Genomic DNA, 25,988 nt, shown 5'->3' with positions numbered 1-25,988 from the left:
ACGGCAATAATCAAACCGATTATTTTAACGACTAAATATGTCAATACCAACGCTTTGTTAGGCAGAAATGTTGGTATTTTCGCCAGCGATTACAATAAATCTTGCGGATCGCGCTCTAGGTGCCACCGACAGCGCTTGCCAGAGGCCAACGCTTCGATTTTTGGCAGTGCCAATTCGATCGCCTGTTGCAGCCGTTTGCGGTCATTGGCGAGCAGTAGTGTATGCAATCGATATTTACCGGCTTTGCGCTCCATGGGGGCAGGCATCGGGCCCACACGCTGAATGGCAAGTTGATCAAAACAGTGGTTGGCTTCAGCCAAAAATTGCTGAGCTTGATGGGCGTGGCTGGCCTCCGCCCGTAGGATCGCCATCTGACCCGCTGGCGGCAGCAGTGCTTCTTGGCGCTCTTTGAGTGCCGCTTCAGCGAAAGGGCCGTATCCCAAGGTAGTCAGTTGGTGCAGCAGTGGGTGATCTGGCTGATGAGTCTGCAGCACCACCTCTCCCGGTTTGCTGGCTCGTCCTGCTCGGCCCGCAACCTGAATATAGAGCTGAGCCAATCGCTCTGAGGCCCGAAAGTCGGCGGAGAATAGGGCGCCATCAACGTCCAATAGCCCCACCAATGTGACATCAGGGAAGTGGTGGCCCTTGGCGAGCATCTGAGTTCCAATCAAAATGCGCGCCTCTCCGCGGCGGATCTTTTCCAGCAGCTTGTCCAAACTGCCTTTGCGGGAAGTGGTGTCGCGATCAATACGCACCAGGGGATATTGTGGGTAGCGTGCCGCAAGGGCTTGCTCCAACTGCTCGGTGCCAACGCCTTGAGTAAAGAGTTGGGTTGAACCGCACTCTTCACATTGACGGGGCAGGCGCTTTTGGCTGCCGCAGTGATGGCACTGCACCAGGTTGCTACTCTGATGCACCGTATAAAATGCATCGCAGCGGCTACAGCCGTGAAGGTGACCGCACTCATGACACAGAAGAGCGGGGGCAAAACCACGGCGATTCAAGAACAGCATCACCTGATTGCCGGCCTCAAGGTGTTGTTCCATCTTGGTGAGTAATTGGGCCGATAGACCCGCGTCTAAATTCTGCAAGCGCAGGTCCACAATCTCTTGGCTGACTTCTCGGGCGACGCCAGCTCGCCGAGTTAGCTGCAGCCGGCGGTATTTGCCGATGCTGATGTTATGCAGGCTTTCAATGGAGGGGGTGGCGGAGCCTAAAATGATCGGCACGTTGTGCAGGTTAGCTCGCATCACCGCCAGATCTCGGCCGTGATAACGGAAGCCATCCTGCTGCTTGAAGCTGGAGTCGTGCTCCTCGTCAATGATGATCATGCCTAAGTTGGGCAGATCGGTGAACAGCGCCGAACGGGTTCCGATGATGATGCCTAAGGCACCAGCTTTGGCCTGCTGCCAAACCTGCAGTCGCTCGTTGTCGTTCAGGCCGGAGTGAAGTACTCCGGTGGGGACAGGATAACGGCGGGCAAAGCGCTCGATGGTTTGCGGGGTTAGGCCGATCTCCGGCACCAACACCAGCACCGATTTTCCGGCTCGAATGACTGGCTCCATCAAGTGCAGGTAGACTTCGGTTTTCCCCGAACCGGTAACCCCCTCCAGTAGATAGGCGCCATAATTTAGGCCATCACCATTAACCGTTGCTACTGCCACCGCTTGCTCACGGTTGAGGGTTTGCGGGGTTTCGCCCAGCTCAAAGTTATTCGCCCAGTTAGTATCGAAACTGATTTGGCGTTCGCCTTCGGTAATAAACCCTTTGTCTGCGAGCGCCTTGAGTGCTTGTCGGCTGAATTCGAGCTGAGAAACCGCCACGTCTTCGATTTCGATTTTGGTTTGCAGGTAGGCCAGCAGACGCTGCTGCTGAAAGGCTCGCTTGAGGGTGTCGAGCTGGCACTGTTTTCCAGCGTCAGTGAGCTGCCAGATTTTAACTGGAGCGGCGTCGGCGGACTCCCCTTGGCGCAGCTTTACCGGCAACATCTGCTGAAGCACCATGCCCAGAGGGCTGAAATAGTACCGCGCCGCAAGATTGGCCAGTTTCCACAACTGCCCGGTGACCAAAGGAGCTGAGTCCAATACGGAATTGATTGGCTTGAGTTTTGCGGGGTCAAACTCGCTCTCTTGGCTGTGTCCCACCACCACGCCTACCAGTGATTGTCGGCCAAAGGGCACGGAAACGCGGCATCCTGTTTCAGGAAGCGCTTCACCTTCTCGTGGTAGATAACTGAAGTTTTGGCGTAGAGGCAGCGGTAGGGCAACCTGAATGTACACAGGCGATCTCATCATTGGTCAGTGGCTGGGATGGCTCAATCTATCACACTCTTTAAGTACACGCAGAAACAGAGGCATTGACTGGGGGATTAGTCTTGCGGGGGCTGGTTGCATCGTGTACTATTACGCGCCTTAAAATTGTCAATAACGACGTATGGTGTCCGGCTTTGGATCGGATAGCGATACGGCCTTAACCGAGGTTTTCCAAATGAAACAAGGTATTCACCCTGAGTACGCCGAAATCAACGCTAACTGCTCTTGCGGTAACGTTATCAAAACTCGCTCTACCGTAGGTAAGGACCTGCACTTGGACGTATGTTCTGAGTGTCACCCATTCTACACCGGTAAGCAAAAAGTTCTGGACACCGGCGGCCGTGTGGACAAGTTCAAGAAGCGTTTTGGTGCACTTTCTTCCAAGAAGTAAGCAGCCAAGCAGCTTTGAAAAAGGTACCCACGGGTGCCTTTTTTCGTTTCTGGGGTTTGGTTTTTGATTAGGCAGGCATGTTGGCTAGCAATAGGTGTTTTGGTGCCGAGGCTTCATTTCAAACTGCGAACAGCACGCGGAAGTGACTTTTTTAACCTTTCTTTGTTATTTGTCTATTTTTCCGTCACTTTCTTCTGGCAAAGTATCAATTAGCCTCTAGGTTTAAATGGCTAATAGTAAGTTTAGTGGATCTTGTGTTGTCCACTTAAGCATGGTCTATGCCTGCATCACCATAATAAGTGGCCTGCTTCTGTTCTGTGGACGATATTTCACCCAAAGGAGATGGTATGAAACGTTCAGCTGTTACCGCACTGTTGCTGCTGGGAGCCTCCTCAGTAGCTGTAGCCGACTCTCACAACCCTTGGTACTTGGGGGTGGGGCTTGGTCAAAATGACTGGCAAGGAGTTTGCCCTGACACTGGTACAGGGGATCTATCTTGCGACGATAATGATTTTGCTTGGGATATTTTCGGTGGCTACCGCTTTAATCCGAATGTCGGCTTAGAGCTTGGCTATGTGGATTTGGGCGAAGCGGATTGGAGTGATCAGCTCAGTAGCCGCAATACCGATGGCTCAGGAGTTCGTTTTGGTATCGTTGGTAACCTGCCGATCATGGAGCGATTGGATTTCAATGCTGAAATTGGCGGCTTTTGGTATGACGTCGAAGTGGATACGCCAACCTTCAGTAATAGTGATGATGGCATTCAGCCTTACCTTGGCGCTGGGGTGACCTATAAGCTCAGCCAAGATTGGGAACTGGGGGTGCGCTACCGTCATTTTATGGACATGGATCCTGGATCAATGGCAAATACGGTAAGCAGCCATTATTGGGGGCTGCAATTGAGTTACCATTTCGGTGCAAAGCCTGCACCAGTGGTCGCCGCCAAACCTGAACCCGTAGTTGAGCCTGAACCAAAACCTGAGCCAAAGCCGGTTCCTCCGCCACCGCCAGTAAAAGAGGTTGCACCTTCCACAGTACTCTATTTTGATCTCGATTCTGATATTGTTGCCGGCGATGAGGCCGATAAGTTATCCGACATTGGTCGCTACATGAAGGCGCATCCTGAGGTCAGGGCTGAACTGGTTGGTCATACCGATAAAGTTGGTAACGCTGCCTACAACCAAAAATTGGGATTACGCCGTGCCGAGCACGTACGAGATACCTTAGTGGAGCAGCATAATATTGGTGCGAGCCGAGTCGAGATCCTGTCGGTTGGAGAGGAGGGCGCGACCATCAATATTGATCGCAGTGAGCGTAAGGTAACGGTAAACCTGTTTGGTATGAAATAATCCGAACATAATTAAAGAAAAAGCGCCTTTTAATGGCGCTTTTTTGTATTTTTTAGACCAGATTTCATTGGTATGATGACTTAACCGTGGTTGTAAGGTCAGCTTCACCTAACAATAGGTAATTACTTATTACCAAAGGAGTTATTTCAACTTCCTTTTGTCACTTTTTCTGAATTAAAGGCGCTAACTCTTTTACTTTTTCCCTATTGGCAATGAAACTGGTCGGAATAGCACGTTATATCAAGAATTAATGATCGCATCGGTTGCAAATCCGCTTCAGGAGAGTAAGGTTGCAACGACCCTACCTATGTACCTTGTGATTGGAAAAAACAAGAATGTCAGATCTTCGAGAACAAGCCCTGGAATACCATGCTCAACCTGTACCAGGGAAAATCAGTGTTGCCCTTACTAAATCTGCCGAAACTCAACATGATTTGGCACTGGCCTACAGCCCTGGTGTGGCTGAGCCGGTACGTGAGATCGCGGCGAATCCGAGTGATGCATACAAATACACCAACAAAGGTAATACGGTAGCGGTTATCACCAACGGCACCGCTATTTTGGGTTTAGGTAACCTTGGCCCGCTGGCATCTAAGCCGGTAATGGAAGGTAAGGCTCTGTTGTTTAAGCGTTTCGCCAACATTGACTCCATCGATATCGAAGTGAAGCATCGCACTCAAGAAGAGTTCATCGATACCGTGGCCAATATTGCGGACACCTTCGGTGGCATCAACCTAGAAGACATTAAAGCTCCAGAGTGTTTTGAGATTGAGCGTCAACTGATTGAGCGTTGTCAGGTTCCTGTATTCCATGATGACCAACATGGTACCGCCATCGTTACCGCAGCGGGCATGTTGAATGCTTTGGAGATTCAAGGCAAAAAGCTGGAAGACGCTAAGATCGTTTGCCTTGGTGCTGGCGCTGCAGCCATCGCATGTATGGAGCTGTTGATTACCTGTGGTGCGGTTCGCGAAAAGATCTACATGCTGGACCGTAAAGGCGTTATCCACACTCGCCGTGAAGATCTGAATGAATATAAAAAGCTGTTTGCCAATAATACCGATCAGCGCACTTTGACCGACGTGATTCAAGACGCCGATGTGTTCGTGGGGGTATCCGGTCCAGATCTGCTTACTGAGGATCAAGTGAAGTTGATGGCGGATAAGCCGGTGTTGTTTGCTTGCTCTAACCCAGATCCTGAAATCAAGCCTGAATTGGCCATGGCGGTTCGTCCGGATGTGATCATGGGTACTGGCCGCAGTGATTATCCGAACCAGGTGAACAACGTACTGTGCTTCCCATTCATCTTCCGTGGTGCCCTAGACGTTCGCGCTCGTGCCATCAACAGTGAGATGAAAGTGGCCGCGGTAGAAGCGATTCGCCAATTGGCCAAAGAGCCTGTGCCTCAAAACGTGTTAGACGCTTACAAGGTGGAGAGCTTGGAGTTTGGCAGTGATTATGTTCTGCCTAAGCCGATGGACCCGCGTCTGCTACCTCGAGTGGCCAAAGCGGTGGCTAAAGCTGCCATTGAGTCTGGTGTAGCGGAACTGGAAGCCATGCCAGATCACTACATGATCGACTAATACTGTTGATTCGATAGAACATTAAATTTTCGAAAAGGTAGCTGACTTAGCTGCCTTTTTTTGTATTCTTGAGACTATGTTTAGAAACCTGCTCGTTCTTGTTTGGCTTGTAATTTCTTTGCCTGCGGTGGCTCAGGAGTTATGGAAGTCTGAGCACCCCTTCGGCGAATCTCAAACCTTGATGGTGTATGAGGTTCGTTCCCTTGTGGGTAAGCATTGGGGTCGACTAATGGTAACCCAAGGCGAGACCATGCTGGCGGAGATCAGCCTGCAGTTGGATGGCCCAGTTCAGAGTGTGGTGGCGCTGCCCGAAGGTGTGGTGTTGTTGAATACCAGACGCCTTAAGGATCATGTGTTGATGCAGTCGGTGTTTCGATTTGACGGTAATGACCTGCTTCCAGTAGGTTACTTTGCTCGACCCGAAAAGCGATTCTGATCACGCTTTGGTTGGGTTTGTTCAGAGTAACCACCATGAATCCACCAAATATTTATTGATTTAAATCAATGAATGAACCTTCATCAGGCGATTGTTCCAATCGTATCTAATCGATATCCCTAATTACTATGTGGGAATAGACTGGCTATGAATCTTAACTCATAGAGGGACTACCCATGAAATACGTGGCGTTGATTGCATCTTTAGTCAGTGGCGCAGCGATGGCTGGCGAGCCAATTCAACCTATTGAAGCCGTTAAGGTGGATAACCCAGCTAAGGTGGAGCTTGGCAAGCAGCTGTTTTTTGAGCCGCGTTTGTCTAAATCGGGCTTTCTATCCTGTAATAGCTGCCACAACTTAAGCCTAGGTGGTGTGGATATCTTGCCAACTTCCATCGGCCATAACTGGCAAGAGGGTCCAATCAACGCCCCAACTGTGCTGAACTCTCGCTATATGCTGGCGCAGTTTTGGGATGGCCGTGCTGCGGATCTGCAGGAGCAAGCTGCTGGCCCTATTGCCAATCCAAAAGAGATGGCACTAAAGCATGAGTTGGCGCTGGATGTGCTGCGCTCGATTCCTGGATACCGTGCCAGCTTTGAAGGGGTTTATGGTGATGACAACATCGATCTGGAGCGCGTAACCGACGCCATCGCTCGCTTCGAAGAGACCTTAGTAACGCCAGATAGCCGCTTCGATTTGTGGCTTAAAGGCGATAAAGAGGCCATTACCGCAGAAGAGAAACAGGGCTACGCACTGTTTAAATCTAACGGCTGTGCTGCCTGTCACAACGGCCCTGCTGCCGGTGGCACCATGTATCAGAAGATGGGCTTGATGCAGCCATTTGAAACCACTAACCCAGCTCAAGGGCGTGTGGACGTAACCGGTAAAGAGCACGATCGCATGGTGTTTAAGGTACCAACGCTGCGTAATATTGAGCTGACCTACCCCTACTTCCATGATGGTTCCACTTACGACCTGAAGCAGGCGGTGATTACTATGCAGCGGGTGCAGTTAGGGCGTGAATTGAGCGATGGTGATGCGGAGAAGATCACCGCATTCTTAAAGACCCTGACCGGGAAGCAGCCTGCAATCACATTGCCGCTGTTGCCACCGTCAGTGGCTGCAACGCCAGAGCCAGCGCCGTTTGCAGACTAAACCTCGTTAAGCAGAAATTATAAAGGGATACCCATGGGTATCCCTTTTTCTTTTAGACGTCCAATTGTTGAAACTTGATCTTGCTAGAGCCTCTACTAATTTTTAACTCAGATAGGATTTCATTGTTTTTCCATAAAAAAGTTAATTGGACGTTCGGAATTTAGCGTTCGAGGTGTCAGTTCAAAAGGAGTTGAAACGGTGCAATTGTCGCAAGTTTTCCCCATCTTTCTGTGTGTAGTTTTTTTAGTTGGCTGCAGTGACAGTGATTCTTCACCTTCGGTTGATACCCGCCCAGTTGCCGATGCTGGTTTGGCTCAATCTCTCGGCCTTGGGGCAACGGCAGTCTTAAATGGCAGTGGCTCTTACGACCCTCAAGGCAAGTCGATAAGTTATCGCTGGACGATAACCGATAGACCCATTGGAAGCAGCAGTGAATTGAGTGACGCAACCAGTCCTTATCCAGCGCTGTACTTGGATGCAGTCGGTGAATTTGAAATTTCTCTGGTGGTGAGCAATGGGGAATCAGAGAGCGAACCGGACACTGTGATCATCAGCGATTCTGGCTCGCTACCCATAGCTAATGCAGGTAACGACATCAGTGCATCGGGCGTAACCTCGGTAACTCTAGATGGAAGTCAGAGTATCGACCCCGATGGAGAGCGCCTGAGTTATCAGTGGACCTTAAGTAGCCGTCCGTCAGGAAGTATGGCTCAATTGCAGCGGCAGAATACGCCTTTTCCTGTGCTACAACTTGACGTTGCCGGTGACTATGAAGCCGAATTGGTGGTAACGGATTCCACGGGAACCAGCGCGCCGGATAGTGTCCGCATCAGTGATGTGAATATCGCGCCAGTAGCCCGAATTATCAGTGGTGGCTACGCCCTACCTGGTGCATCGGTGCGCTTAGATGGCAGTGGTTCATCGGATGCAGACGGCGACGCTTTGACCTATCAGTGGCACCTAGTGTCGGCTCCGCCTAATAGCCAGGCACGATTGAGTGCATCAGACCTTGCTCAAGTTAACTTAACCCCAGATATAGAAGGCGATTATGTCATTGCCTTGACGGTGAGTGATGGGGTCTACGTTAGTGATTTGGTGACTACGACCCTACACCGCGATAATCGCCCCCCTATAGCCCATGCTGGTCATGATCAATGGGTGAGCAACGGCGACTCTGTTCAACTCGATGGTGGTGCATCCTACGATCCCGATGGCGATGTGCTTAGTTACCGTTGGTCGATTTTGTCAGCCCCCAATGGCAGTGCCAGTGTGCTTACTGATGCTCACTCGGTACACCCCAAACTTACCCCAGATCTCTATGGGGACTACATCATTCAGTTAATTGTAAATGATGGTCAAAGAGACAGCTCACCGGTCACTCTGCGATTAAGCGATCGAGAGCGAAATTTGCCTCCGGTCGCCAACGCAGGCCTGTCCAAACGAGGTGGGCCGGGAGACACGGTAATCCTAGATGGCTCAGGCTCTTATGATTTTGATGGCGACGCTATTACGTATCGGTGGGTTTTGCTCAGTAAACCCCAAGGGAGTAACGCTCAATTACGGGATCAAAATACAGCTCAACCAACACTGACATTAGATGCTGAAGGGGATTACATCGCCCAGTTGATAGTCAGCGATGCCAGTTCGGTAAGTGCTCCGGATACCGTATTGATTACTGAAGTAAATAAAATGCCTAGGGCTAACGCGGGCTCGGGCATGTCAGTTTCAAAGGGGCAATTGGTAGTATTAGATGGCAGTGCTTCAACGGATGAAGAGGGCGCTGCACTGCTCTATAACTGGTCGCTGATCAATAAGCCTGCACTGAGCAATGCCATCCTCTCTAACTCCATGACTCCCACTCCCAGTTTTGTGGCCGATGAGGACGGTGATTATGTGGTGCAATTGGTGGTCAATGACGGTGAAATTGACAGTCTTCCTGATACGGTAGTGATTCGGGAAATAAGTCAAAACTCATTACCAGTTGCGAATGCCGGCCTGGATCAAGTGGCTGAAGCTGGACAGCTTATCAATTTAGACGGCAGCAGTTCCAATGATGCCGACGGCGATGCACTCAGCTATCGTTGGGCGCTGCTGAGTCGCCCGGTGGCCAGTCAGGCTCAGTTAACGATGGCGGATACGGCTTATCCGGTGTTGGTGACCGACGAGGAGGGAGATTATCTTGTCCAGCTTGTTGTCAGCGATGGTGTCTCTACGAGCCTGCCAGACACTATATTGGTGCACGATAAGCAGCGTAATGTGGCACCCGTTGCTGACGCAGGAAGCGACCGCCAAGTGAACATTGGGGATAAGGTCTTGCTGAGTGGTAGCGCGTCGTTTGATGGCAACGGAGATCCCTTGGCTTATCAATGGTCTCTCGTTTCCAAACCTTCCACCAGTCAGGTCGACCTCGCCACGACGAATCAGGTTGATACCGAGTTTACCTTAGATGTTGCGGGTACTTTTGTGGCGCAACTGGTCGTCAGTGATGGCGTACTGACTAGCGCGCCTGTAACTGTGACTGTCACCAATAAGCCATCTGGCTCTATTGTGGTTAATCCAGTACCTCAAGGGCACACCTTAGTGTTGAACAGCACCTTGGGTGGAGAAAATCAGGTGGGTGGCTTTTACTCTATCAGTGAGTCGTCACTGAGTGACATCCAACCTTTGATCAGCCTTCGTGGTAAACCAAGTATTCAAGCCAAGTCGGATTTGGCTCTGGTTTATAACCTTAACGACAAGCGATTTTACGCTCAGTTGGATACAGAGGGAGTGTATGCCGGTGGTGTGGTGGTCAGTTTTGACCCCGTCTCTAAGCACGTCGAGATTATACGTCACATCGAAGGGGAGACTCTAAGTGGCCATCGCGTGTATGGCTTTAATACTCGATTGTTGCTTCATCCCGATGGTACCGCCTTGTTTGGTTTAGTTAAGTTTGGTTCCGTTAATGATGCTGGCCGTATCTACCATCTGAATATTGACCGCAATAGTCAAAGCTTCGGCCAGTTAAATTGGATTGCAGAACTGGGCAATACTGATGCCAGTGGTCTGACTTTCGGACGCATTCCTTCAGCGAATATCCAATGGAGCGGGAGCAACCGGATTATGGTGATAAACCATAATCGCAAAGGCGTGACGACAACCAATGCCTTTGAGCTAACGCCATCGGATCCTGCTGATCTAAGCAAGCCTTGGGTACCCAAAGGTTTTGCTGATATCACCGTTCCTTTTGATGGCCGCTTTCAGCACTATGAAAACGATACCATCTACAACGTCTGGAATCGCAGTCCTGATTCCATTTTTGAGGTCACGACTCGAGCGGGTGGAGCTGGGGGCTATGTGAATTTTGATTGCTATAACCCCTTGGGCACGTTCCCCTGGGATGCCCGAAAACTCTATGGTTTGTGCCAAGGATTGGGGAACAGCCAGCCGCCGATTTTAGTGGAGGTGAATCGAGGCAGTGCCCAATCAGTGAATTTGAGGCGATTTAGTAATTGGGGAGGTATGAAGCCTACCGGCTTGGCCGCATCGGAAACGGGTGGACTGCTGTTCATCAATGCCACCGATCCCGCAGCTTCATTGGCGTTGGAGTTTGAGCGTACCACCGGCCGTGACTCGCCGTTTAGCTACATGCCATCACAGGTAAAGCAGGTACGTAATGTTAATTTCTCAGATTCGCCCCTGATTGTCGGAGATGAACAGCGAGGGAAGCTGTTTGTTGGTGACCCTGGTATATCCAACAACCCAGATGATCCAGTCGATGATCGTTTCGTTAGCATCATTAGCTACGATGGTGGCGAGATGGAAAGCGGTGCGATCGTAACGTTAGATAGGCTGGATAACAGCGTGTCTACCACCAGTTTAGGCTATCAAAAAGGCGCTTATACCTTTGGGCGCCCCCTGCTTCATAGCAACGGCGGTTTATATGCTTCGGTCCTATACGCTCCTGACTTTGAAGGCTTTGGAACCAACTATCGGTATGATCCAGTAACGGCGTTGATCGAATATGGCTCAGGCTTTGGCACCGTGCGTCCTGGCATTGCTTTAGCTGAAAGCGATACTGGCATGGTGTATGGCTTAGGAGTCGATGTTCGTGATGCATTTAGGCAGGTGCTTTATAGCCTAGATCCTGATTCCTTGGCGTTTTCGCAAATCGAAAAATTCGACAGCACAGGCAATGTCCATGCAACCACGGAGCTCGCGCTTCAAGGGCAAATTGCGTGGATACTGTCTGACGTAAACCTGTACTGCTTTAACTTAACGACTCGAGCCAAGGTTATGGCTCATTCATTCACAATCAATGGAGCACATGATCCTGTAGTTGGGCTGGCTTATGTCGCAAATCAAGATGCGTGGTATCTCCCAACTCGTGAAAGCAGTACATCTGGTGAGGGGACAATTCAGCGCATCGCCAACGATTGCCTAAATCCAGTGAGGACGGATGCGGTAACGGGTTTGACGGATATTCCCAGTACCCCAATGTTATCGGCATCCGATGGATATCTCTATTACGGAACGGAGAACGGTAAATTAATGCGTTTTGATTCGGTGGCGTTTACCGTCACTGAGGTGGCTAACTTTAGCGGTTCGAAAGTCGTAGGTTACTTGAGCGAGGATCAAGATGGAGACGTTCTTGGCGTAGTCAGAGGCACAAGAGAGCAGTTGTTCGCCTTCGGACTGATAACGGGACAAGTTCGATTAACGGAGATTCCAGAGACGAGCCCTGCGGATCTCTACTACCCGGGCGTGATTGAGCTGAATTAGAATGAAAAAGGGATGCCAAGCGGCATCCCTTTTGAAGTTTTCTATCTGGACAACACTTATGCTTAGTCTAAGTCTTCCCAGGTGATGCCCAGTTCCTGCATCTGTGCTTTGGCAGCGGCAGGGATGGTGTCGGGGCGATCCTTTCTTAGATCTTCATCCACCGGCAGAGGTTGGCCGTTAAAGGCGTGCAAAAACGCTTCGCACAGCAGTTCACTGTTGGTGGCATGGCGCAAGTTGTTCACCTGACGACGAGTGCGCTCATCGGTCAACAGCTTCAATACCCCCAGCGGAATGGAAACGGTAATTTTCTTAACCTGCTCGCTCTTTTTGCCATGTTCGGCATAGGGGCTGATGTACTCGCCATCCCACTCAGTGCTCATTCGTTTTGCCTTTTAGTTACTGTGTACGCGCAAATTTTAATGATTCATTCCGCCGAGTCAAATAATCGACATCTTAACTTTTATACGTTTAGACGTCTAAACGCCTTGACGCCCAGATTAAGATCCATTAGCTTTGGACGTCTAGACTTCTTGCGATCACAGAATAATCAGGAGCCACGGATGAAACCCCTACAGCCTGCCACCCTAGTTGCCCGTGAAGGCATCGACACCGACACCGCCCACGGCGCTGTGGTTCCACCTATCTACCTGTCGAGCAATTACACCTTTGCCGACTTCAATGAACCCCGCAAATACGATTACACCCGTTCCGGTAACCCCACTCGAGATACGCTGGCGTCAGCCATCGCCAAATTGGAAGGGGGCGCCGATGCGGTGATCACCGCCACTGGGATGTCGGCGGTGACGTTGGCGGTAAGCTTATTAAACCCAGGGGATCGTCTGCTGGTGCCTCACGACTGTTATGGTGGCAGTTACCGTCTGTTCACCAATTTGGCCGCTAAGGGTGCCTTTGAGCTGTCGGTAGTGGATCAAGGGGATGAACAAGCATTAGAGGAAGCGCTGGCGTTGAAGCCGACGTTAGTGTGGTTGGAAACTCCGAGCAACCCGTTGCTGCGTTTAGTGGACGTTGCTGCCATCGCCGAAAAGGCCAAGGCGCAGGGGGCCATCGTGGTCGCAGACAACACTTTCCTATCACCGGTGCTGCAACAACCCTTGGCGCTGGGCGCCGACATCGTGGTGCACTCCACCACCAAGTACATTAATGGCCACTCCGATGTCGTTGGTGGCGCGGTGGTGGCTAAAGATCCACAGTTGGCAGAAAAGCTGGCGTGGTGGGGTAACTGCTTAGGCATTACTGGAGCGCCGTTTGATTCCTTCCTGACTCTGCGTGGCCTGCGCACGTTACCACTGCGGATGAAGCAGCATGAGGCCAACGCGCAAGCCGTCGTTGAGCTACTTGATGGTCATCCTGCGGTGGCGAAAGTGAACTACCCAGGGCTTAAGAGCCATCCAAATCATGAACTGGCTAAACGTCAGCAGCAGGGTTTTGGAGCGATGTTGAGCTTTGAGCTTAAGGGCGGTGAAGCGGAAGTGCGCGCTTTCCTATCTCGCCTCGAACTGTTCTCCCTTGCGGAAAGCCTCGGTGGGGTAGAGAGCCTTGTGGCACACCCAGCAACCATGACTCACGCCGCCATGGATCCCGAAGCACGTCAGGCGGCGGGCATTGGTGACACTTTGATTCGCCTGTCTGTTGGCATTGAAGACAGTCAGGATCTGGTGGCGGATCTGGCTCAGGCGCTAGGTTAAGAGGGAATGGCCGTGACCCAACGACAGCTGCACAAATTTGGTGGTTCCAGCTTGGCCAATGCTGAGTGTTACCACCGAGTTGCTCACATTATCCAGACCCAAGGCACCTTAGGCGATCTGGTGGTGGTGTCCGCCGCTGGCCGAACCACCAATGCCTTGTTGGCCTTGGTTACCCAAGCTCAACAGGGTGAAGATTGGCAAACCTCCTTGGCATCACTGCTTGAGTTTCAGCAGCAACTCATTGACAGCACTCTGGGGTTACAGGGTACAGAGCTGTTGGCTCAGCTCAGTGTGGATGCGGTTCAGATTGACGGGATGTTGAGTGAGGCTCAGATTGCCTGTGCTGACATTCAGGCTTATGGAGAGCTGTGGTCGGCGCGACTGTTAGCCGCGCTGCTTCAGCAGCAAGGAGCCACGGCACTGCCGGTGGACTCGCGCCGCTTTCTGCGCTTAGAGGGCGAGGTGCAGCCTCAAGCAGACTGGTCTGTCTCAAGTGAACAGCTGCATCAGATCCTCGCTGCCCACCCTGAATCCAGGTTGGTGATCACGGGCTATTTTGGCGCCGATGTTGAAGGCAATACCCGTTTGCTGGGGCGTAATGGTTCCGACTACAGCGCCACCTTAATTGGGGCACTGGCCGAAGTTTCGGAAGTGAATATCTGGACCGACGTGGCGGGCATCTACAATGCCGACCCTAACCTGCTGGCGGACGCGCGGCTGCAAACAAAGTTGAGCCTAGCAGAAGCGGATCAACTGGCTAAACTGGGCTCTCCGGTACTGCATAGCCGAACCTTACAGCCGTTGTCGCAGCTATCAATGGCACTCAACGTACGTTCCAGTTACACCCCAAACAGTGAGTACACTCAGATCCTGGCCAGTGGCTGTGAGCAGACGGAGCCGGTGGTCACCAGCTTACGTCAAGTGGCATTGCACAGCTGGAGTGGTGAGCACAGCGCAATTGCGCATCTTGAAGCTTGGCTGGTACAGCAGGGCATTACGCCACTGGCGGTCTACCCTCAGTTGGTGGCTCTGGCACTGACCTGTGAGCAGAGCCGTCAGTTGGGGGAAACCTTAGATCAGCAGGCGCAGCAACTGGGGCTAACTCAAGGACGATGCGATGAGCGATATGGGCTGGTGGGGCTGGTAAGTCAGCATGCGGATCGCATTCAAGGGGCGTTTTCCCGCTTATTAAGCCGCAGCGCGTTGAGTTGCTATCGCCACCCCTGCGCCTTAGTTACTCTAGTTCCAGTGGCTCAAGTGACGGCGTTGGTGGAATCGGTGCACCGCCGTCTGGCGGGGCCGCGTAAGCGCATCGGCGTGGTGTTAGCTGGCAAAGGCAACATCGGTGAGGCGTGGCTAGAGTTGTTTGCCAAGCAGCAGCAGGCGCTGAATCAAGAACTGGAAGCGGAGCTTAGGTTGGTGGCCATTCTTGGTAGTCGTCAATATTGGCTGGCTCCAGAGGGCATCGATGCCCGTCGTTGGCAGACCGGCTTTGCCCAGCAAGCTCAGGATTATCAGGGACTGGAGTGGTTAGCACCGGTTCAGGCATTGGATCTGGACGAGTTGGTGCTTTTGGACATCACCGCCAGTGCCAGTTTGGGGCTGAACTACCCTGAAGTGGTGGCCGCTGGACTTCATGTGGTCAGCGCCAACAAACAGGCGGGCAGTGGTCCTCAGCACTTTTTCAATGAGCTGCAACATCAGTTAGAGCATTGCCACCGTTACTGGCGTTATAACGCCTCCGTCGGCGCCGGTCTGCCAGTGTTCTACAGCATCGATGATTTGGGACGCAGTGGCGATGAGATCAGCTCGGTTTCCGGCGTGTTTTCCGGCACCTTGAGTTGGCTGTTTGCCCACTACGATCAAGGTCAGCCGTTCTCCGAACTGGTGATCAACGCCAAAGCGGAAGGGCTGACCGAGCCGGATCCCAGAGACGACCTGTCTGGCCGAGACATGCAGCGTAAATTGCTTATCTTGGCTCGCGAGCTAGGCGTATCTCTAGAGCTGGATCAGATCGAGCTGGAATCGTTGGTGCCAGAGGCGCTGGCTCAGTTGCCGTTGGATCAGTTTATGGCTCGCATTGGTGAGCTGGATACACCGATGGCTAAGGCCAGCGCTGAGGCCCATGCTCAGGGCAAAGTGCTGCGGTATGCCGCCAGTTTGCGTATTGGCGATGGCAAGATTTCGGCGCGGGTCGGGCTGGAGAATGTGGAGGCAACTCACCCTTTTGCCACCTTACCAGCAGGAGACAATCAGTTTCTGTTTGTCAGTGAACATTACCCCAATGGCTTGGTTATCCAAGGTCCTGGCGCTGGCAGAGCGGTTACCGCCGCCGCGGTTCAATCGGACTTTGTGGCCATCTGTCGACGTTTATTGCATTAACGGTTTTATCAAGGAGTAGACCACATGGGATTTCATCACGCGCAGCAGCTTGAAGCCTTAAATGAGCGTCTGAGCCATCTAAAAGACATTCAGGTGTCGTTCGAGTTTTTTCCACCATCTTCCGAAGAGATGGAGAAAACCCTGTGGCAATCGGTGGAGCGACTGCAACCGCTCAATCCGCGATTCGTATCGGTGACCTATGGGGCCAATTCCGGCGTGCGTGACCGTACCCATAAGGTGATTGAAAAGATCCACAAGGACACCAATTTGGTGGCTGCGCCGCACCTAACTGTGGTGGATGCCAGTGAGGAGGAGCTGCGTCAGTTGGCTCGTAACTACTGGCAGCAAGGGGTGCGACACATTGTGGCCTTGCGTGGCGACTTGCCTGAGGGGCAGGGGCGTCCCGACCGTTATGCTTCGGATCTGGTGGCACTGCTGAAACAGGAGCATGACTTTGAGATTTCGGTGGCGGCCTACCCTGAAGTGCATCCGGAAGCCAGCAGTCCGCAGGCGGATCTGATTAACTTAAAGCGCAAGATCGATGCCGGTGCCAATCGAGCCATCACCCAGTTTTTCTTTGATATCGAAGCCTACCTGCGTTTTCGCGATCGCTGTGCGGCGGCGGGGATCGATGCCGAGATCGTTCCGGGCATCCTGCCGGTAACCAACTACCGTCAGCTGCTGAAGTTCTCTGATTTTGCCAAGGTGCACGTGCCCAACTGGCTGCATCATATGTTTGATGGCTTAGATGACGATCCGGCCACTCGAAAATTGGTGGGAGCCAATGTGGCCATTGAGATGACTAAGGTACTGGCCAAAGAGGGCGTGCAGGAGTTTCATTTCTACACATTGAACCGAGCAGAACTAAGCTACGCCATCTGTCATGCATTGGGCGTGCGGCCAAGCTGTTAGTGGGGACAGAACTGAAAAAACAAGGCAGCCTTCAGGCTGCCTTGTTTGTATCTAGCTGTCGCTGAAACCGCCCATCATCGGTACCAGATGCAGGCAGCCATTCATGACGCCACTTTCGCTGAGTTGCAGGTTGGCAAACTCCTGCAAGGCCTCCGCAGCACCCGTTAACACCACGCTCTCCATTCTAAAGTGGTCGTCCAAACACACAACTTGAGTGGCGCGGACGATCTGATGGTGCTGATGCAGATTCTCCATTAACCGGGTCATTAGGGTGCGCTTGCGAGTGTCGAAGACATAGCTGAGGTTGGCCATGCAGGCCATCTCCGGCTGAGCTTGAATCAGATTGTCGGCTCGTCGCTCTCTTACCATGTCTCGAAACAGCTCACTGCGGTTGCGATAGCTGCCTTGCTCTGCCATCAGATCGAAGTCCGCCAATAGGGCGCTGTCGAGGGAGACGGTGATCCGTTCGGTGGTCATCAGTCCGTTACTCCAGAAAAGTATTACAAATTTGAAATCCTTCTTATTGTTCGTGATCTGGATCCATAAATCAATTTATGAAGTTTTTTATGATCGTAATATCGCGATAAGGGAGTGGGTTTTGTGACGTTTTCTTCAAAATGGTCAGTGGCTTGGGTGAGAGGTTTTGCCTTGCTGCTGGCTCTCTTTTGGCCTGCAGTTCAGGCGCAGCACATCGACAACTGCGGGATTTCGGTGCCCGTAGAGGCCCCAGCACAGCGGGTTGTGGCACTGAATCAACACGCTGCAGAAGCGATCTTGGCCTTGGGGGCTGATAAACAGCTTATCGGCACCGCCTATCAGGATGACCGGCCCCCCAGTCGGTGGTTGGCTCGGTTTAATGCGATTCCCCGGCTTGCTGACGAGTACCCAAACCCGGAAACCTTATTGGGGTTACAACCAGATCTGCTGGTGGCTGGATTTAGCAGTGCTTTTAGCGACTGGGGGATCGGCCCAAGAACTCGATGGCAGAAGTATGGGGTGCCCAGCTACCTGTTCGAGTCCAGTTGTCCTCAGGCCGAGGTGAGCCTAGAGGGGGTGTTTGCTGATGTGATGCATCTGGGGCAACTGTTAGGGCGACAGTCACAAGCTCGCCGCTGGCAGCAGGCGCAGCAGCAACGCCTGCGTCAGCTTGATTGGCCTGCGAATCAGCGTAAGCCTCGAGTTTTATTGTGGCTGCGGGAGTATGAACTGCCTTATGTGGCCGGCTGCTGTGGAGCGGGGAATCTGCTTATTGAGCGCGCTGGCGGCATTAATGTCGCCAAAGAGTTACCGAAACACTGGGGGCATTTGTCGTGGGAGGCGGTGCTGGCCAAGCAACCGGATCTGATTTTGATGGTGGACTCAAACTGGTCCTCCTTTGCCCAGAAGCAGCAACATCTGCACAGCTCGCCCTTCGGCCGTCAACTGCAGGCGGTCAAAAGCAATCAACTCGTCCCCATCGGCTTTTCTGAAACCGTTGCCGGTGTACGGCTTATTGATGGCATGGCTTTAGCCCATAAGCGCTTTCTCGAGGTCAAACTCTGATGTGGCGTTTGGGTAGCGTGACTGTGGCCTTACTGTTGTTGCTGGTGGCCTTAATGACGCTCAGTGTGGCCTGGGGGCCTTTAAGCCTTTCCATGGAGGCCTTGTGGCAGGGGCTGCGCCGAACGGGAGAGCAGCCATTGGCGCAAACCATCATTTATGACATGCGTTTGCCTCGGGTGTTGTTGGCACTGTTGGTCGGAGCGGCACTGGCGGTGGCTGGAGTATTAAGCCAAACCTTAGTGCGTAATCCCCTTGCGGACCCCTATCTTTTGGGGGTCGCTAATGGGGCGTCGCTGCTGGCGGTAACTGGAATTACCCTAGGATTGGCGCTACCCCAATGGCTGTTGGCCATCGTGGGAGCGGTGGTGGCCTTTTTGTTGGTGATGGTCAGTGCCCACCAACGGGGGCTGAGACTCGCACCCATGGCGCTCGTATTATGTGGTGTCACCATCAGTGCCATGGGTGCTGCCCTGACGACATTGATGATGCTATTGGGTGACGAGCGGGCATTGAGTCAGATACTGCGCTGGCTGATGGGGTCCTTAGTTGGGGCGCAGTGGTGGGATCTCTTGCCGTTGGTTATTGCTCTGACGGTGCTGCTGCCATTTCTGTTTTGTTATAGCCATCAATGGGATCGACTGCTCCTTGGGGAAGACAAAGCCCAGTCTCTAGGTCTGAATTTGGTGGCGGTTCGTTGGCAGTTAGCGGTCGCTATCTTGCTATTAACGGCATTGTCGGTGGCCGCCGCTGGGGTGGTGGGTTTTCTTGGCTTGCTGGTGCCCCATCTGTGTCGTCTGGCGATTGGTGGCAGTCACCGTCTGTTGCTGCCACTGGCGGCGCTGGTTGGTGGCACGTTGTGTGTGGCGGTGGATCTGCTGTGTCGTTGGCTACTGGCCCCCACAGAATTGCCCTTGTCGGTGCCGCTGGCCTTATTGACGGCGCCTTTGCTGCTTTCTCTGATTCGCAGGCAAGCTCATGGGTAAGGGGCATAACGACCACAGCCCCTTGATGATCGATGGGCTACAACTGGCGGCCAATGGCATCCACCTGGCGACGCCCTTGAATTTGCGCCTGCCTCAAGGGCAATGGCTTGGCATCTTGGGCCCTAATGGTTGTGGCAAAACCACGCTATTGAAGACGCTGGCCGGGCTACTTCCGGCTGCAACAGGGCAGCTTCAATGGCGGTGTAAGTCCTTACTTACTTTGAGCGCCAGACAGCGTGCTGAGCACCTCGCAATCATGGTGCAACACAACGGTCCCTGTGGGGGACTGACCGTAGAGCAGGTGGTGGCGCTGGGTAACGCTCCGGCCCGGCGTTTGGATTACGCGCGTTTGCAGCGCGTATTGGCGCAATGTCAGTTGACCCCATTGGCGGGGCGACCTCTGGAGTGCCTGTCTGGGGGCCAACTACAGCGAACCATGATGGCACAGGCGCTGTTTCAAGATACCCAACTGCTGCTGCTCGACGAGCCCGCCAATCATCTCGATATTTTTCATCTGCATCAGTTGCTAGGCAATTTACGCCAGCAACCGTTGACGACGATCGCCAGCTTCCACGACATCAATTTGGCGGCGCAATACTGCGATCAATTGCTGCTTATGGCTCCGGGACGTGTGGTGGCCTGCGGCACTCCAGAACAGGTTTTAACCCGTGATCATTTGGCTCAGGTTTTTGGTGTGGATGCCCACATCAGTCTGGGCCCCCACGGATGTGTGCAAGTAACAGTGATGGGGCTCGCCCCAACTAAGGATATTGAATGAGCAGCATGATGCTGTTGGCGGCGTTGGCAGCCAGCGCCACCCCAGTGGACGAAGTGATTCAGGTGAATCACCGGACTTTGGAGCAAAATCTCAGCTTGGATCAGGCCGATCTTGGCCACAGCTTGGTGGTGATTGAACGAGAGCAGATTGCTCAGTTTGGTCAGGCTGACATCAATGCCATCTTAGCGCAGATGGTACCTGGACTGTTTGCCTCAGGTCGCAATGGCCGTTATGACGGCAGCTACTACTCACTTCAGGGCTCCCGTAAGCAGGACATCCTGTGGCTGTTGGATGGTAATCGGCTTAATAACCGCCTCTATGGTGGCATCTATTTGGACAGCCTCAATCCCAACATCATTGAGCGTATTGAGGTGCTTAAAGGCAGCCAGGGCATTGTGTATGGCAGCAGTGCCATCGCAGGAGTCATCAACATCGTGACTCGAGAGTCCATGGGCGAGGGACAGGGCGAAGTGGGTCTGGGAGGCGATACTCTAAACAGCCACAGCGTGGATGGCGTGGTCAGTGGCAGTGTCGGAGAGGTGGACTGGATTTTAGCGGGCTCCTATGCCGACAGCGACGGCTATCAATTGTGGAAAGATGAGCAGATCCACTGGACCGCAGCCGATGATGTAGAGCGAGGTTATAAGGTGGCCAACATCGGCGGTAAGCTGCGCTGGCTTGGCAGTGGTGATCAGCAACTGACGCTGTTGGCTCAGTGGAATCAAGGGGATTTGGAGCGGCTGCGCCCCTATGCCACTATCGACAGTAACAACGATCGAGAAGAGCAGATCTACACCCTGGATTATCAGCGCCCGCTGTCTGACAACTGGAAGCTGCAGCTCAAGGGGTACTACCACGGCTGGGACAGTTATTACAGCCGCACGGATCAGACCGAAGATGGCCAGATCATTGTGATGGATGACGACAGCTATTGGGGTTTTGAAGATTATGGCGTGAAAGCCATCGCTCAATACCAATCCGGCCCGCTGCAAGATTGGTTAATTGGCGCCGAGCTGCAGCGCTACAGTGGTGAAGATGAGGTGATGGATTTTGTCAGCGAAACTGAATCGGTGCAGTCGCTGTTTGCCCAATATCGCCCTGAATTTGATGACACCCAGTTGGCATTTGGCCTGCGTTACAGCGACGTTTCCGATGCCGGAGACAGCCTTAACTGGAGCGTCAGTGGTCAGCATCAGTGGGTGTCGCAACTCAGCATCAATGCGTCGTTTGGCAGCGGCTTTCGTCTGCCTAGTGCCGAGGAGCTGTATTCGGTAGAGCGGGAAGGGGGCCTCATTGGTAACCCAGACCTTGAGCCGGAACAGAGCTTGAGTGCCAACTTAGGCCTGCTGTGGAGCGTGGGTGATTGGCAGTGGGAGCCGCAGCTGTTTTGGCGTCAAGTGGAAGACCTGATCGGCATCGATGGCAATCGCTACGTCAACCTCGACAAAGAGGTGGAGACCCAAGGGGCTGAACTGATCGGCAGTTGGCAAGGGGAGCAGTGGCAGGTGAGCGGCGCAGTTACCTATGCGGACAGTCGAGAGAAGGGGCAGTCGCAACTGGCGGGGGTGCCTCAATGGTTGGGTCAGTTCGACCTTGATCAGCAGGTCACCCGCCACTGGCGTTGGGGCATACAGGGACAATATACCGGCAAGTTCACCGACAAGGGCGTTGAGGTGGGTGACTACTGGTTATGGCACCTATCCACCAGCTATCAGTGGCATCAGCATAAGTTCAGCCTGCGCCTAGAAAATGCCCTCGATGTGGATGCCAAAGTCAGTGTATTTAACCCAGGCTCTACCGCTCCTGAAGGGCATCGACAGCCGATTCCTACCTTGGGCTTGCCGCGTAATTTGCAAGTTTCCTACCGCTATCAGTTTTAAACATTGGAGATAATTATGAGTCATCGGATGCTGTTTTTGGGCGTGTATGGAATGGAGATGGTGGAGTGTGGCGGTGCACTGGCGCTGAACGCCGAAGCTGGCGGCCGCTCCTTTGCTTCCATCATGTTGGCCAAATCACAGATGCAGACTGAGCTGCAGGCTGCCGCTCAGGTGCTTGGGGTGGAAAAGGTCTACTTTAATGAGTTTGAGCGAGGCGACATCGACCTGCGCCGCGAATACAAGTTGGCATTGGTCAGGGTTATTCGGGAAACCAAGCCAGACATCATCATCACTCAAGATCCTGAGCACAGCTATGAGGATCTGGATCCGGATCGTCGTCCGGCGATGCTATTGCTGCTGGAAGCCATTGCGCTGGCCGGTCGTGACTATGGGCTTGAGGAGATGCCCGAACTTGAACCACATCCCGTTGCCACCGTGTACTACATGAGTCCACAAACGCCAAATTGCACCATTTCGTTGGCCTCGGTGTGGGAGAAAAAGGAGCGTGCGATGGATTGTCTATCGGCTCAGATGACCTTCTCTGGTCACCATTTTAGTGAGCGATTGAGTGTTCAAGAGCAGCAGGCTATCCACCCACAGTTTGCTGAATTGACGCCAACTCAGCGAGGGCGTGAGGTTCAGCGAGCGATGGATCGCGCGCTGTATCTTCACAGTGGCTTAGGTAGTCACAGCCGCTTCGCGTTGGCTGAGCCCTACCGTCGTCAGGGGCTGATGGAGCTGGAGCGGTTGATTCCATAGCCTTGCCCCTGTGATGACTGAAGCGGCCATCCATGACCGATGGCGGGTCGCTTTATTTTTGACGATTGAAATTCAACATTGAGGTGTATTCATCTTGTTTATTGTGATTTATTAGTTTTATTAGAATGTAATTTCGTTATCAATGGTGACAAATGTTTTCATTCGCCGTTCAATATTTCCTTTCTCATTTTTGAATATCACCTCCAGCTGAATTTATCCTCATTAATTTCCTTACTTCATTTAATTAATCTGTTTAACCTGACTTCCGTTAAATTAAAGTTAATTGCTCACTGTTATATTTAACTTTTCAATTTACCTCACAAGTTTTCTCATTGATAGTGAGAATTTTTTGCATTTCAGGGTTGGTGTGTGATCATAAAGTGAGCTGAGTTATTGGGAAATTACACAGACGATGGCGTTTGTTAATTTTGGGCGGCTACTGCACCTCTGATTACAAAAGAGTGAGATCAATCTCTCTATGACGCATTCGACGACAACCTTGAAATGGCTGCTAACCGCGCTCTTGATAGGCTCGTTGTTTGCTCCAGTAAGAGCAATTGCTCCAGATAAGCTGGTTGCCCTGAAACGGTTATCCACCACGAATCGAACCACCGCGCTTCTCTTAAGTACCCGCTACCTAAAGGACACGGATAACCGTCAGCAACGGCTTCAAATTTCAGAATATCGGTGTACTGCCCTATTGGGCCTAAATCGCTATGCTGATGTCCAACAGCTCTATCGTCAGTATGAGGACGAGTTAGCGCGATTTCCCCACCATCAATTGGCTCTTGGTGCCTGTTATGCCTCAGCCGTTGATCGCTTAGGGCATAACGAACGCGCCATTAAGCTCCTTAAGCAGCTTCATAAAGCGGTTGATGGTGAGGCCAACCCTTACGGTATGTCGATGGTGTTGGTGGCCTTGTCGAGTATTCAGTCTTACCAAGGGCTGTATGTGGATGCCCTAGAGAATCTGAATTCAGGGCTGAGCTTGTATGAGCGCAGCGGCGTGACCGATCTCCATCATGAGCTGCACATCTACAATGCGATGGCCAATACCTACAAGTACATTGGTAACATGGCGTTAGCGTCGGAGAACTATCAGCAAGCGCTGCTGCTGGCCCGAGAGCACAAAGACCGACTTTCTGAACTGACGGTGCTGAACAATCTGGCCAGCGTGAGCATTGATCAAGATGATTTTGATAAGGCCATTGGCTTAGCGTCAGAGTCAAAACGAATCGCCATTGAATTGGGGGATGCCGCGGGCGTAGGTTACGCCAAAATCGCCATTGCCACAGCGTTTGCTCATCAGGGGAAGTATCAGTTAGCGATATCAACTTTGGACAAGGTGGCGGCGACTTTTCATCGATTGAAAGAGGTGGATGGCTGTGCGACCGTCCACCTAAAGCGAGCAACTTGGTTGACTCAATTGCATCAGTACCAACCAGCGCTCACCGAGGCTCTGGAAGCCGAGTCTCACTACCGCCAATCCAATAGTCACATCGGCTTGAGCCGTATCTATAACGTTCTTGCTGATGTGTATCGTCACCTAGGCATGTTAGAGATGGCGCTTCAGGCGCAAGATAAGAAAATTGAACATTTGCAGGTGATTTTCGAGCAGGACGTGCAGCGAGAAATTGCGAAAAACCAATTGGAGTTACAGCAAAGTCTCGAGCGAAAGAAAAACGAGATTCTTAATTATAAATATCAGGTTAGCCAAGCGGTTATCGATAAAACTCAGGCTGAGAATCAACTGAATCAAATAGTAAGTTGGTTTGCCGTTACCTTGGCTATTTTAGTGAGCTTAATGTGGTTTCGAAGTTATTCCTTCTCAAATAAACTGCGTCACAGTGCTTATCATGACCCCCTGACTCAACTTCCTAATCGCCGCAGTATTATGGAGCAGTTAACTAAACTGGCGGCATTAAGTGCCCGTCATCAGCGCTCTTTCGTAGTGGCGATGCTCGATATTGACCACTTCAAAAAGATCAACGATACCCACGGCCATCTGCAGGGGGATGCGGTACTGAAGCTTATCGCCGATGCGCTCTCAAACCAGATGCGCAGTGAAGACAGCTGCGGCCGTTTAGGCGGGGAGGAGTTTCTGATCCTACTGCCTGAAACCAGTGCATCTCAGGGCAAAGTGGTGCTTGAGCGAGTGCGCCATGCCATTGAACAGCTTCAACCAGAAGGCATTGGTCAGGTCACCGCTAGCATAGGCTATGGTGAATCTCGCGGTGAGTTGCCAATTGATAAGCTACTGAGTGAGGTTGATGTCGCCCTGTACCAAGCGAAAGCGCTAGGGCGCAATTGCTCGGTGCGGGTTGGGCGTTAACTGTCTGGTTGGGCCGCCGACGACTCCTCTACGATGGCGGCGTACTTCAGTAACTCTGCCACGTTGGTGGCGTCTAATTTACGCATCATGTTGGCTCGGTGTACCTCAATGGTGCGTAGGGAAACAAATAGAGTTTCCGCCATCTGTTTGTTGGTGTGACCGGCAAGTACCAACTGAAACAGTTGCCGTTCACGGTCGGACAGGCTGTCGATGCGGGCCAGTTGCTGCAGTGCTTGGTGGCGCTGAAGGCTGTACTCAAAGGCTTTTTCAATGGACTGAGCCAGAGCGCTCCCTTGAACGGGTTTCTGGAAGAAATCGAACGCCCCCTGTTTGAAGGCATCCACCGCCATCGGCACATCCCCATGACCAGTTAGGAAGATCACCGCCAGAGGGCTTTGCTGCTGTTGCAGCCGTTGATGCAGCTCCTGGCCACTGAGCTGCGGCATCTTGCTGTCCAGAATCACGCAGCCGGGAAGCTGCAGATCAACGCTGTCCAAAAACGCCGAGCCGGAAGCGAAGGCTTTCGGATTCAGGCCGTAATTACCGAGCAGAAAACTCAATGAATCGAGAATCGCTTCGTCGTCATCGACCAAATAGAGCGGCGTATTATTCGGCATGTTCAGTCTCACTTTTAGAAGCAACTCCCAATCCGCCACCATAAACCAGATCGCCTTTGGATAACTTTGAGGTGGTTCACATCGATGTTAGCACCGACTGAACTAACCTGA

Annotated in this window: 19 protein-coding genes; 15 read left to right on the top strand and 4 right to left on the bottom strand. The window is 52.3% G+C overall.

All coding sequences use genetic code 11. The features are described 5' to 3' along the window. Nucleotides 1-89 precede the first annotated feature (89 nt). Nucleotides 90-2,291: a primosomal protein N' gene (gene priA, locus FCL42_RS07620; RefSeq protein WP_136863040.1), complete on the bottom strand. Its 2,202-nt coding sequence runs from the start codon at nt 2,289-2,291 to the stop codon at nt 90-92. 196 nt (nt 2,292-2,487) lie between these two features. Between priA and rpmE the strand changes: the two genes are divergently transcribed. The 6 genes from rpmE to FCL42_RS07590 all read left to right on the top strand — a co-directional run bounded on the left by rpmE (nt 2,488) and on the right by FCL42_RS07590 (nt 11,986). After that, nucleotides 2,488-2,703 carry a 50S ribosomal protein L31 gene (gene rpmE / locus FCL42_RS07615; RefSeq protein ID WP_136862804.1) on the top strand — a complete coding sequence of 72 codons (216 nt, stop codon included), beginning with the start codon at nt 2,488-2,490 and terminating at the stop codon, nt 2,701-2,703. A gap of 347 nt (nt 2,704-3,050) precedes the next feature. After that, complete coding sequence (locus FCL42_RS07610) at nt 3,051-4,052, top strand: outer membrane beta-barrel protein (protein WP_136862803.1); 1,002 nt, start codon at nt 3,051-3,053, stop codon at nt 4,050-4,052. Nucleotides 4,053-4,387: 335 nt separating this feature from the next. Then, nucleotides 4,388-5,635: a malic enzyme-like NAD(P)-binding protein gene (locus FCL42_RS07605; RefSeq protein ID WP_136862802.1), complete on the top strand. Its 1,248-nt coding sequence runs from the start codon at nt 4,388-4,390 to the stop codon at nt 5,633-5,635. A 118-nt stretch (nt 5,636-5,753) separates the two neighbouring features. After that, nucleotides 5,754-6,071 carry a hypothetical protein gene (locus tag FCL42_RS07600; RefSeq protein WP_136862801.1) on the top strand — a complete coding sequence of 106 codons (318 nt, stop codon included), beginning with the start codon at nt 5,754-5,756 and terminating at the stop codon, nt 6,069-6,071. 176 nt (nt 6,072-6,247) lie between these two features. Next, entirely contained in the window at nt 6,248-7,225 is a 978-nt protein-coding gene (locus tag FCL42_RS07595) for a cytochrome-c peroxidase (RefSeq protein ID WP_136862800.1), read from the top strand. Between the two features lie 198 nt (nt 7,226-7,423). Continuing rightward, nucleotides 7,424-11,986 carry a PKD domain-containing protein gene (locus FCL42_RS07590; RefSeq protein ID WP_136862799.1) on the top strand — a complete coding sequence of 1,521 codons (4,563 nt, stop codon included), beginning with the start codon at nt 7,424-7,426 and terminating at the stop codon, nt 11,984-11,986. Between the two features lie 62 nt (nt 11,987-12,048). Here FCL42_RS07590 and metJ read toward each other — a convergent pair whose 3' ends face one another. After that, the gene (gene metJ / locus FCL42_RS07585; RefSeq protein WP_136862798.1) at nt 12,049-12,366 is read right to left on the bottom strand and encodes a met regulon transcriptional regulator MetJ; all 318 of its coding nucleotides are present in this window, start codon (nt 12,364-12,366) and stop codon (nt 12,049-12,051) included. A gap of 180 nt (nt 12,367-12,546) precedes the next feature. Between metJ and metB the strand changes: the two genes are divergently transcribed. From metB to metF, 3 genes are read left to right on the top strand one after another with little or no spacing between them, the layout of a single operon-like run. After that, nucleotides 12,547-13,692, top strand: coding sequence for a cystathionine gamma-synthase (gene metB, locus FCL42_RS07580; protein WP_136862797.1), 1,146 nt, complete (start codon nt 12,547-12,549; stop codon nt 13,690-13,692). Between the two features lie 12 nt (nt 13,693-13,704). After that, nucleotides 13,705-16,074, top strand: a complete 2,370-nt coding sequence (gene metL, locus FCL42_RS07575) for a bifunctional aspartate kinase/homoserine dehydrogenase II (protein ID WP_136862796.1) — start codon at nt 13,705-13,707, stop codon at nt 16,072-16,074. 24 nt (nt 16,075-16,098) lie between these two features. Next, nucleotides 16,099-16,986 carry a methylenetetrahydrofolate reductase gene (gene metF / locus FCL42_RS07570; RefSeq protein ID WP_136862795.1) on the top strand — a complete coding sequence of 296 codons (888 nt, stop codon included), beginning with the start codon at nt 16,099-16,101 and terminating at the stop codon, nt 16,984-16,986. A 51-nt stretch (nt 16,987-17,037) separates the two neighbouring features. Here metF and nikR read toward each other — a convergent pair whose 3' ends face one another. Continuing rightward, a complete protein-coding gene (gene nikR / locus FCL42_RS07565) occupies nt 17,038-17,463 on the bottom strand; it encodes a nickel-responsive transcriptional regulator NikR (RefSeq protein WP_136862794.1) in 426 nt (141 codons plus the stop codon). A gap of 123 nt (nt 17,464-17,586) precedes the next feature. Here nikR and FCL42_RS07560 point away from each other — a divergent pair, with 123 nt between their 5' ends. From FCL42_RS07560 to FCL42_RS07535, 6 genes are all read left to right on the top strand, one after another. Then, the gene (locus tag FCL42_RS07560; RefSeq protein ID WP_169308327.1) at nt 17,587-18,528 is read left to right on the top strand and encodes an ABC transporter substrate-binding protein; all 942 of its coding nucleotides are present in this window, start codon (nt 17,587-17,589) and stop codon (nt 18,526-18,528) included. Further along, complete coding sequence (locus tag FCL42_RS07555) at nt 18,528-19,511, top strand: FecCD family ABC transporter permease (protein ID WP_136862792.1); 984 nt, start codon at nt 18,528-18,530, stop codon at nt 19,509-19,511. Before FCL42_RS07560 ends, FCL42_RS07555 begins: the two co-directional genes overlap by 1 nt. Continuing rightward, complete coding sequence (locus FCL42_RS07550) at nt 19,504-20,289, top strand: ABC transporter ATP-binding protein (RefSeq protein WP_136862791.1); 786 nt, start codon at nt 19,504-19,506, stop codon at nt 20,287-20,289. Before FCL42_RS07555 ends, FCL42_RS07550 begins: the two co-directional genes overlap by 8 nt. Beyond that, nucleotides 20,286-22,169, top strand: coding sequence for a TonB-dependent receptor plug domain-containing protein (locus FCL42_RS07545; RefSeq protein WP_136862790.1), 1,884 nt, complete (start codon nt 20,286-20,288; stop codon nt 22,167-22,169). Before FCL42_RS07550 ends, FCL42_RS07545 begins: the two co-directional genes overlap by 4 nt. Nucleotides 22,170-22,184: 15 nt before the next feature. Further along, nucleotides 22,185-22,928, top strand: a complete 744-nt coding sequence (locus tag FCL42_RS07540; protein ID WP_136862789.1) for a PIG-L deacetylase family protein — start codon at nt 22,185-22,187, stop codon at nt 22,926-22,928. A gap of 478 nt (nt 22,929-23,406) precedes the next feature. Next, nucleotides 23,407-25,260: a tetratricopeptide repeat-containing diguanylate cyclase gene (locus FCL42_RS07535; protein WP_136862788.1), complete on the top strand. Its 1,854-nt coding sequence runs from the start codon at nt 23,407-23,409 to the stop codon at nt 25,258-25,260. Here FCL42_RS07535 and FCL42_RS07530 read toward each other — a convergent pair. After that, nucleotides 25,257-25,877, bottom strand: coding sequence for a response regulator transcription factor (locus FCL42_RS07530; protein ID WP_136862787.1), 621 nt, complete (start codon nt 25,875-25,877; stop codon nt 25,257-25,259). The two genes, FCL42_RS07535 and FCL42_RS07530, sit on opposite strands and share 4 nt — an antisense overlap. Between the last annotated feature and the right edge of the window lie 111 nt (nt 25,878-25,988).

Origin of the sequence: Ferrimonas aestuarii (assembly GCF_005116665.1) — a bacterium.
Lineage (GTDB): Bacteria > Pseudomonadota > Gammaproteobacteria > Enterobacterales > Shewanellaceae > Ferrimonas > Ferrimonas aestuarii.
Note: the sequence above shows the minus strand (reverse complement) of the source record. Positions and strands in the feature narration are given on the sequence as shown.